Here is a 7,993-nt window from a genome sequence, read left to right as displayed (position 1 = left end):
TAGGGCAGTAGGGCAGTAGGGCAGTAGGGCAGTAGGGCAGTAGGGCAGTAGGGCAGTAGGGCAGTAGGGCAGTAGGGAGAGGCGCTCAACCGCGGTCGTTCCCTACTCCCCTACTGCCTTACTCCCCTACTCCCTTACGCAGTAATATCGATGACGCCGCAATCGCCGGCGGCGCTGCCGAAGACGATGCGGCGCTCTTCCTTGTCCCACATCATCGACGTGATGGCGCCCTTGCCGGGGCGGCGCAGCAGCACTTCCTTGGCGTCGGCGAAGCGCGCCGCGATCACCATGCCGTCCTCGTAGCCGATGGCCACCACGTCCTGGCTCGGATGGCAGGCGACGCAGGTCACCATCGTGTTGCCGCGCGTGCCGAGCTCCAGCGGCGCCTTGCCCATCGGGCCATCCTTGCTGGCGAAGGGCCAGACGATCGCCGCCGGCGCGCCCGAGCTCGCCAGCCATTTGCCCTTCATGCTCCAGGACAGGCTCTTCACCTTGCCGGGATAACCGCTCATGCGCATGTGCTTGCCGTCAGCAAGCTTCCAGCCATGCAGCGCGTTTTCCTGCATGGTGGTGATGAGGAAAGCGCCATCCGGTGAAAAGGTGATGCCGGTATGGGCGCCGGCCCATTCGAGCTCCACCGGCTTGCCTTCGGCCGCCGGGAAATGCAGCGTCGCGCCATTGTAGCGGGCGACGGCGAAACGCATGCCCTTGGGGGAGAAGGCGAGCCCTTCTACCGAGCGCGGGTGGATGAATTCCTTGATCTTGCCGTCGGCGAAACGCACGAAAGCGGTCTTGCCGGAGGCGTAGGCGATCGCGCCCTGCGGTCCGGCGGCGACGCTGGTGATCCACTTCCTGCCGGCGCTCGCCAGTTCGCTCACCTCGCCGCCGGTCTTCACGGCAAACACCTTGCCGTCCTCACCGCCGGTGATCAGCCGGTCGTTGGCCGCATCATGAAAGGCGGCAAGCAGCCCGTCATTGGCCTGAACCGTCTTCTGCCCATTGTCCAGGCGATGGATCGCGCCATCGGCCAGAGCGAAATGCGGCACGTCGTTGAGGAAGACGGCGGCGACGCAATGGCCTTCGAGATCAAGCGGGGCGACTGTGGGCATGGGGGCGGTCCATTCGGCTTCTTTGCACAAAGCCGGTGCGGCTAGGTGCGACCTCGCCTTCTCCCCTTGTGGGAGAAGGTGGATTGGCGCGCAGCGCCAAGACGGATGAGGGGTGTTGGACGGATCGCCGTCATCGCCAAGCTGGAGCACCCCTCATCCGACCTCGCTTCGCGAGGCCACCTTCTCCCACAAGGGGAGAAGGGAAGAACGGGCAGCGCTAGCGCCTGAAAGTCAGGAAATCAAGCCGCCTGGCAGGCTTCAAAACTTTTGCGCAACCGCTCCGCGTCGAGATCTCGGCCGATGAAGACCAGTCGGCTCTCGTGCTTTTCGCCATCCTTCCAGGCGCGCTGGTGGTCGCCCTCGAGGATCATGTGCACGCCTTGCAGCACGTAGCGGTCCTCGTCGCCCTTCAGCGCGATGATGCCCTTAAGCCGCAGGATGTTCGGCCCTTCCATCTGGGTCACCTTCTCGATCCAAGGGAAGAACTTCTTGGGGTCCATCTCGCCGCCGCGCAGCGACACCGACTTCACCGTCACGTCATGGATGTCGGAGGCATGATGGTGATGATGATCGTGACCGTCGTGATGATGGTGGTCGTGGTCGCAGTCCGGGCCGCATTCATGGTCGTGATCATGGTCATGCGCCTCGAGGAAATGCGGATCGTTCTCCAGTGCGCGCGACAGATCGAAGGCGCCGCGGTCGAGCACTTCGTTGAGCGCCACGCCGGACCGCTGCGTGCGATGGATTTTTGCCGCCGGATTGATGGCGCGGATGGTCGCCTCGACTCTTTCGAGCTCTTCCGGTGTGACCAGATCGGTCTTGTTCAGCACCACCACGTCGGCGAAGGCAATCTGGTCCTCGGCTTCCTTGGAATCCTTCAAGCGCAGCGGCAGGTGCTTGGCGTCGACCAGTGCCACCACCGCGTCGAGCTTGGTCTTGGTGCGCACGTCGTCGTCCATGAAGAAGGTCTGCGCCACCGGTACCGGGTCGGCGAGTCCGGTGGTCTCCACGACGATGGCATCGAAGCGGCCGGGCCGGCGCATCAGGCCCTCGACGACACGGATCAGGTCGCCGCGCACCGTGCAGCACACGCAGCCATTGTTCATCTCGTAGATTTCCTCGTCGGATTCCACGATCAGGTCGTTGTCGATGCCGATCTCGCCGAACTCGTTGACGATGACGGCGTATCGCTTGCCGTGGTTTTCCGACAGGATGCGGTTGAGTAGCGTCGTCTTGCCCGCGCCGAGATAGCCGGTGAGAACGGTTACGGGGATCTGCGTCTGTGCGTCGCTCATGGCTTGCCTCGAAATCTTGGCCTCGAAAAATCTGGATTGTCGGCCTCATATAGGACGGGCGTCGCGCTTTTGCACGCATCAAACCGATGGACCAGCGGACCCTCTGACTGGGATGGCGGTGAGGAGGGATTTGGCTGCGGTCGAGGCCGATCAACGGGGAGTCACGGCAGCTCCCAATGGCATTTCCAGTTTGCCGCTGTGAATCTCCGCGCCTCAAAAGTCGTTTGTCATCTAACTGAAATAAACATCTGGCATCACCTGCGCGGGCACCGCAATGCTTGCCGGCAAAGCGTTCCGCAAGCCGGTTTCTTAGAGATCGTCATTTGCCAACCGTTGCGCAGCCTCTATGCTGCCCACGCCGGTTCGGCCGAAGAGGGAATGGCCATGGCCAAGGCGGACAAGACAGCGACAATGAGCCGGCTGCATTCGGCGGCAAGGCTGGCGCGCACGGCGCTCGCGGCACGGCTTCTGGCGCATGGTTTCTACGCCGGCCAGGACCAGATCATGCTGGCGCTCGATCGCGAGGACGGCCAGACCCCCGGCAACCTCGCCGGCAAGCTCGGCGTGCGCCCGCCGACCATCACAAAGACCATCAACCGGTTGCAGGCGCAGGGTTTCCTGGAAAAGCGCGCCTCCAACGCGGATGCCCGCCAGGCCCATATCTTCCTCACCGAATCCGGCCGCGAAACCATCCGCGCGATTGAGAAGTCGGTCAAGAAGACCGAGAAGCAGGCGCTGAAAGGCCTCGACAAGAAGGACCAGAAGGCGCTGTTCAAGCTGCTCGCCCGTATCGAGGCGAATCTCTCGAACGAAGATCTGGTCCTGATCGACGACGACGCGGAGATGGATGAGGCGTAAGCGCGACGCGCAGCGTCGTCGCTCAACCGCGCGGCGTTCCCGTTAACGAGCGACGCGCGTAAGCGTCGTCTCGACCGACTCAAGCGCGATGCGCAGCATCGTCGCTTCACGTGCCATCCAAACATCAACAGCTTAGCGAAAAGGGCGACGACGGCGCACGCCGCGCCTGAGCGCCACCATGGGACGTTTCGCGGTTGAGCGACGATGCTGCGCATCGCGCCTACGGATCGTGCCTGAGCGACGACGCTACGCGTCGCGCCTCACCAGCGCCGCCCAACGCCCCGGCGTCAAGCCGAACGCCTTCTTGAAATGGCGGTGGAAATGGCTCTGGTCGCTGAAGCCGGCGCCGGCGGCGATCTCCGCCAGCGGTTCTCCGTCCGCGATCATGCGCCGCGCCCTTTGCAGCCGGCGCATCAACAGGAAGCGATGCGGGCTGGTCGAATAGGTGGCGCGAAAATGGCGCGACAGCGCGTAGCGGTCGAGGCCGGTAACGGCCTCGAGCTCGTCGGAGCGCACCGGCCGTTCGGCATTCTCCGCAAGATAGTCGCGAGCAAGTACCGCCGCGCGCCATGCGGTCTTGCCCGTTGACTTCGCCGGCTTTCCGGCGTGGCGTCTCAGCTGTTGCGCCAGCTGCGCGACGAAATCCGCTACGAACAGGTCTCCGAGCTCTTCGTCCAGCGGCGTTAGTGCCGATAACAGCGTGTCCCGCAGCGCCGGATCATCGACCACCGCGTCACGGACAAAAGGCAGCGGCTCGCCGTCGAGGCAGTCGAGCAGCAGGGACGGCTCCAGATAGAGAATCCGGTAGCGCAGTCCGTCTTCCGTGCCGGCGCCGCCATCATGCAATTCGTCCGGATGCAGCACGATCGCCTGGCCGGGCAGGCTGTGTTGCAGCGCCCCGCGATAATGAAAGCGCTGCACGCCGTTGAGTGTCACGCCGATGGCATAGGTGTCGTGCCGGTGCGGCTCGAAGGCGTTGCCTTGGAAACGCGCCTCAATGCGTTCGAGGCCCAGCCCGCCAGGCGCCGCAACGATGCGATCGCCATTGGCCGTGTCCGCGCACGAACGTTCAAGACCTTGCCTCGCCTCTGCGCCTAGAGCCTGCGCCATCGCCCTGTTCCGCCCCGTCATGGGCCAACCTCGGAGTCTCAATCTTGGTGTTTGATACGAAAATTGCAATCGTTCTGAGGGAAGATCTGCCTGTCTGGCAGAAGCTCAACGTCACCGCCTTCCTCACCAGCGGCATCGTCGCGCAGTTCCCCGAAATCATCGGCGAACCCTATCGCGACCGTGCCGGCAACCCCTACAATCCGATGTCGATCCAACCGGTCATCGTCCTGTCGGGCGACGCGGCGACGCTGGGCACGATCCATCGCCGGTCATTGGAGCGCGGCGTCACGACATCCGCCTATGTCGAGGAGATGTTTTCGACCGGCCACGACGCCGCCAACCGCGCCGTCTTCGCCGAATTCGCGCCGGACGACGCCAAGGTCGTCGGGGTTGCGTTGCGCGCTGAAAAGAAGCTGGTCGACAAGATCACCAAGGGCGCCCGCATGCACGGCTGAACGGGCGGGCCGTTGTTGCAGTGGCCGCTTTTGGTCCGGCCACACCGGACAATTGGCTTGCCGGCAAGCTTTGATTACCGCAAAGGTGGGGCCCCCGCCTTTGCTTCCTCTCGGCCTGAATTTGTCTGTTTCCCGAACCCAAGACGACAGCGCAACGCCGCCCGTGGCGATGCTTCTGATGCTTTGCGTCTATGTCTGCTTCACCTTTCTCGACACCTCCAGCAAATATCTGGTGCTTGCCGGCGTCTCGGCGCTGATCGTCGCCTGGGCCCGCTTCACCGTTCACGTCTTGCTCGTCGGTGTCTTCCTGCGCGGCTGGCGCGAGCCGGCGCGCTTTCGCGCCAACGACCTGCCGGCGCATATATTGCGCGGCTGCATGCTCTTCGGCTCGACCATGTTCAACATCCTGGCGCTGAAGACGCTGCAACTGGCCGAGACGACGTCGATCTATTTCTTCGGCCCGATGGTCATCACCGCCCTTGCCGGGCCGCTGCTCGGCGAATGGGCCGGCTGGCGGCGCTGGCTGGCGATCCTCACCGGCTTTGTCGGTGTCCTGATCATCACCCGCCCGGGCGTGGGCGTGTTCGGCATCGGCCATCTCTTCGCGCTCGGCTCGATGCTGTCGAACAGCTTCTATGTCATCATGACGCGGCGCATGTCTTCAACCGAAACATCGGAGAGCCTGATACTGTTCTCGGCACTGGCGCCTTCGGTGCTGCTGGCTCCAATGCTCTTACTGTCGCCAGCGCTGCCCCATGGCGGCTTTCAATGGTTCGTCGTCCTGATGCTGGGCGTCTTCGGCGCCGGCGGCCACTATCTGCTGGTCCGGGCCTATCGTCTGGCGACCACAACGCAACTGGCGCCTTTCCCTTATTCGCAAATGGTGTGGATGATCATTTCCGGCTGGTTGATCTTCCACCAGTTCCCCGACCGCTGGACGTTGCTTGGTGCTGCCATCATCGTTGCCAGCGGCCTCTACATCATCCACCGCGAGCACCGGCTTCGCGTGCGCAACTCCGCCTCGCTCGACACCGAGGCCGAGGCGCTGGCGAAAAAACTTTGATTTGCCCCCGATCGATGGCATAAGGCCGATTTAAACAGTTTAAAGACCCTGGGGAGCGAAGGGCGCTGGCACAGAAGATCAAGCTTTCGACAATCGCGGATGCGCTCGGCGTCTCCACGGCGACCGTATCGCTGGCGCTGCGCGATAGCCCGCTGGTGGCCGGCGCCACGCGTGAGCGCATCAAGGAGCACGCGCGCGCCATCGGATATATCTACAACCGCCGCGCCGCCTCGCTGCGCACCTCGCGCTCCGGCATCGTCGGCGTCGTCGTGCACGACATCATGAATCCGTTCTTCGCCGAGATCCTGCGCTCGATCGAAAGCGAGCTCGACCGCAGCCGTCAGACCTTCATTCTCTCCAACCATTACGATCAGCTCGAAAAGCAGCGCACCTTCATCGACACGCTGCTGCAGCTCGGCGCCGACGGCGTCATCATGTCGCCGGCAATCGGCACGCCGGCCGAAGACATCATCATGGCCGAGGAAAACGGCCTGCCGGCAGTGCTGATCGCGCGCACCGTCGCCGGCGCCGATGTGCCGGTGTTTCGCGGCGACGACGCCTATGGCACCGCACTTGCCACCAATCATCTGATCTCGCTCGGCCACAAGCGCATCGCCATGGTCGGCGGCACCGATCAGACCTCGACCGGCCGCGACCGTTACCAGGGCTATCTCAACGCGATGGAGGCGGCCGGCCTGGAGGTGAAGCCGTCCTGGCGCATTCCCGGCCCCCGCACCAAGCAGGCGGGGTTCGAAGCCGCTGGGCAGTTTCTGGCGCTGAAGGACAAGCCCACCGCCGCTTGCTGCTGGAATGACCTAGTCGCGATCGGGCTGATGAACGGCATAGCGCGCGCCGGCCTCGTGCCCGGCGTCGATATCTCGGTCACCGGCTATGACGATCTCGAGGAGGCGGCGATTGCGACGCCGGCGCTGACCACGGTCTGGAACGGCCAGCGCGAAGTCGGCCGCCGCGCCGCAAGCGCCTTGCTCGACAAACTGAACGGGCAGGCGGTGCGGCCCTCGCAAGAGCTGATCAAGCCGGAACTGCATGTGCGGCAATCGACCGGCAAGCCCGTGGAGCGCGCATGACCAGTGCAGAAGGAAAATTGCCGGTCGCCATTCTGGTGCCGGGCGATTTCAACGACCATGCCGTCAGCCGCATAGACAAGGCGTTTAAGCTTGTGCGCATCGAACGCGCCGACCCTGGACTGGTCACGGAAGAGACGCGCGCCACGGTGCGCGGCATCGCCTCTTACGCGGGCATCAACGCTGCGATGATCGACGCGCTGCCCGATCTCGAGATCATCGCCAGCTTCGGCGTCGGCTATGACTCGGTCGACGCCAATCATGCGGCGAAGCGCGGCGTGATGGTCACCAACACGCCCGATGTTTTGACCGAGGAGGTCGCCGATACCGCCATCGGCCTTTTGATCAACACTGTGCGCGAGCTCTACGCCGCCGAGAAATGGCTGCGCGACGGCGACTGGGTGAAAAAGGGCAATTATCGCCTGAGCCGGCTTACCTTGCGCGGCCGGAGCGTCGGCATTTTCGGCATGGGCCGCATCGGCCGAGCCGTCGCCCGCCGCCTTGAAGCCTTCGGCCTGCCGATCGCCTATCACAACCGCCGCAAGGTCGAAGGCCTGGCTTACGACTATCATGCCACTTTGAAAGGCCTTGCCGAGGCCGTCGACACGCTGATCTGCATTGCCCCGGGCGGCGCCTCCACCGAAAAGGCGATCAATGCCGAAATCTTGTCGGCGCTGGGTTCGAACGGCGTCTTCGTCAACATCGGCCGCGGCTCGGCGGTCGACGAGGCAGCGCTGGCCGCCGCCCTGAAGAGCGGTACCATCGCCGCCGCAGGGCTCGACGTCTTTGCCGACGAACCGAACGTGCCGCGGACCCTGCTCGACGCTGCCAATGCCTCGCTTCTGCCGCATGTCGGCTCGGCGTCGGAGCACACCCGCCGCGCCATGGCCGATCTCTGCGTCGACAACCTCGTCGCCTGGTTCACCGAGCGCCGGCCGCTGACGCCCGTGCCGGAGACGATCAACGTCAAGGCGGGCGGCTAAAGCAGCCGTCCAGGAACGTCGGCGCTTTCGCCACA

8 protein-coding genes are annotated in these 7,993 nt (G+C 64.0%); 5 read left to right on the top strand and 3 right to left on the bottom strand.

Going from position 1 to position 7,993, the window contains the following annotated elements; all coding sequences use genetic code 11:
- Positions 1-134 precede the first annotated feature (134 nt).
- Together P9272_RS12485 and P9272_RS12480 are read right to left on the bottom strand one after the other, a co-directional pair.
- Complete coding sequence (locus P9272_RS12485; protein ID WP_278160766.1) at positions 135-1,109, bottom strand: WD40 repeat domain-containing protein; 975 nt, start codon at positions 1,107-1,109, stop codon at positions 135-137.
- 239 nt (positions 1,110-1,348) lie between these two features.
- Entirely contained in the window at positions 1,349-2,404 is a 1,056-nt protein-coding gene (locus P9272_RS12480) for a GTP-binding protein (protein WP_278160765.1), read from the bottom strand.
- 384 nt (positions 2,405-2,788) lie between these two features.
- Here P9272_RS12480 and P9272_RS12475 point away from each other — a divergent pair, with 384 nt between their 5' ends.
- Positions 2,789-3,262 (top strand): MarR family transcriptional regulator, encoded by a 474-nt coding sequence (locus tag P9272_RS12475; protein WP_128261310.1) that lies wholly within the window; start codon positions 2,789-2,791, stop codon positions 3,260-3,262.
- Positions 3,263-3,508: 246 nt separating this feature from the next.
- On the opposite strand, the gene P9272_RS12470 is transcribed toward P9272_RS12475, so the two are convergent.
- A complete protein-coding gene (locus P9272_RS12470) occupies positions 3,509-4,372 on the bottom strand; it encodes an AraC family transcriptional regulator (RefSeq protein ID WP_278160764.1) in 864 nt (287 codons plus the stop codon).
- 47 nt (positions 4,373-4,419) lie between these two features.
- Here P9272_RS12470 and P9272_RS12465 point away from each other — a divergent pair, with 47 nt between their 5' ends.
- From P9272_RS12465 to P9272_RS12450, 4 genes are all read left to right on the top strand, one after another.
- A complete protein-coding gene (locus tag P9272_RS12465) occupies positions 4,420-4,827 on the top strand; it encodes a DUF2000 family protein (protein WP_128261309.1) in 408 nt (135 codons plus the stop codon).
- A 169-nt stretch (positions 4,828-4,996) separates the two neighbouring features.
- On the top strand, positions 4,997-5,890 hold the full coding sequence (locus P9272_RS12460; protein WP_278160775.1) for a DMT family transporter: 894 nt from the start codon (positions 4,997-4,999) through the stop codon (positions 5,888-5,890).
- A gap of 65 nt (positions 5,891-5,955) precedes the next feature.
- A complete protein-coding gene (locus P9272_RS12455) occupies positions 5,956-6,978 on the top strand; it encodes a LacI family DNA-binding transcriptional regulator (RefSeq protein WP_051334212.1) in 1,023 nt (340 codons plus the stop codon).
- The gene (locus P9272_RS12450) at positions 6,975-7,958 is read left to right on the top strand and encodes a 2-hydroxyacid dehydrogenase (RefSeq protein ID WP_278160763.1); all 984 of its coding nucleotides are present in this window, start codon (positions 6,975-6,977) and stop codon (positions 7,956-7,958) included. The genes P9272_RS12455 and P9272_RS12450 overlap by 4 nt, the downstream gene beginning before the upstream one ends.
- Positions 7,959-7,993: the final 35 nt, after the last annotated feature.

The sequence above is a fragment of the Mesorhizobium sp. WSM4976 genome (assembly GCF_029625685.1).
Lineage (GTDB): Bacteria > Pseudomonadota > Alphaproteobacteria > Rhizobiales > Rhizobiaceae > Mesorhizobium.
Note: the sequence above shows the minus strand (reverse complement) of the source record. Positions and strands in the feature narration are given on the sequence as shown.

What these genes read in the sequence shown, in the direction of transcription:
- P9272_RS12485 (WP_278160766.1), bottom strand. Translation starts at nt 1,109, where the DNA reads ATGCCCACAGTCGCCCCGCTTGATCTCGAAGGCCATTGCGTCGCCGCC.
- P9272_RS12480 (WP_278160765.1), bottom strand. Translation starts at nt 2,404, where the DNA reads ATGAGCGACGCACAGACGCAGATCCCCGTAACCGTTCTCACCGGCTAT.
- P9272_RS12475 (WP_128261310.1), top strand. Translation starts at nt 2,789, where the DNA reads ATGGCCAAGGCGGACAAGACAGCGACAATGAGCCGGCTGCATTCGGCG.
- P9272_RS12470 (WP_278160764.1), bottom strand. Translation starts at nt 4,372, where the DNA reads ATGGCGCAGGCTCTAGGCGCAGAGGCGAGGCAAGGTCTTGAACGTTCG.
- P9272_RS12460 (WP_278160775.1), top strand. Translation starts at nt 4,997, where the DNA reads ATGCTTCTGATGCTTTGCGTCTATGTCTGCTTCACCTTTCTCGACACC.
- P9272_RS12450 (WP_278160763.1), top strand. Translation starts at nt 6,975, where the DNA reads ATGACCAGTGCAGAAGGAAAATTGCCGGTCGCCATTCTGGTGCCGGGC.